Here is a 665-nt window from a genome sequence, read left to right as displayed (position 1 = left end):
GGCCATCGGTCTAAGCCTGCGCTACCTTCAACCCATCAGCGTCGCATGGTCCACACCCGGAGCGGCCTTGCTTGCCGTATCCGCCACGCCAATAGCGGGTTTCTCGGACGCCGTGGGCGCGTTTTTATGCGCAGGTGCGTTGACGATCCTGGCCGGGCTGTGGAACCCACTGGGCCGTCTGGCTGCGGCGATCCCGACAACGCTGGCACAGGCGATGTTGGGCGGCGTCTTGTTGCCGCTTTGCATTCTGCCCTTCAAAGCCGCCGTAGAGCTGCCGTGGCAGGCCCTCCCCGTGATCCTGACATGGTTTGTCGCCGGGCGGTTCAACCGGCTGTTCGCAGTTCCCGCCGCCGTCATCGCGGCAGCTATTGTGGTCGCTCTCAGCGCAAAGGATGCCTCGGTCGCGCCTGCGCAGGTCATGGCCTCTCCGGTCTGGACGTGGCCCACATTCTCAGTGGGCTCCGTTATCGGTATCGGACTTCCGCTGTTCATTGTCACCATGGCCACACAGAACATTCCCGGCGTTGCCGTGATGCGCAGCTTTGGTTACCAGCCTGTATCAGGGCGCCTGTTTTCGGCCGTCGGCGGCGCGAGTGTCCTGTCCGCGTCATTCGGTGCGCCAGCAACCTGCCTTGCCGCGATTACTGCAGCGATGTGTTCGAACG

At 63.6% G+C, this 665-nt stretch carries 1 protein-coding gene; it reads left to right on the top strand.

Features of this window, described 5'->3' with window-relative positions; all coding sequences use genetic code 11:
* The coding region (locus ACR0E6_RS22430; protein WP_480587528.1) for a benzoate/H(+) symporter BenE family transporter at positions 1-665 on the top strand (665 nt) is incomplete at both ends.

This window comes from Ruegeria sp. AP12, from assembly GCF_056540025.1.
The sequence above is the reverse complement of the archived record's forward strand: the minus strand, read 5'-3'. Positions and strand labels throughout refer to the sequence as shown.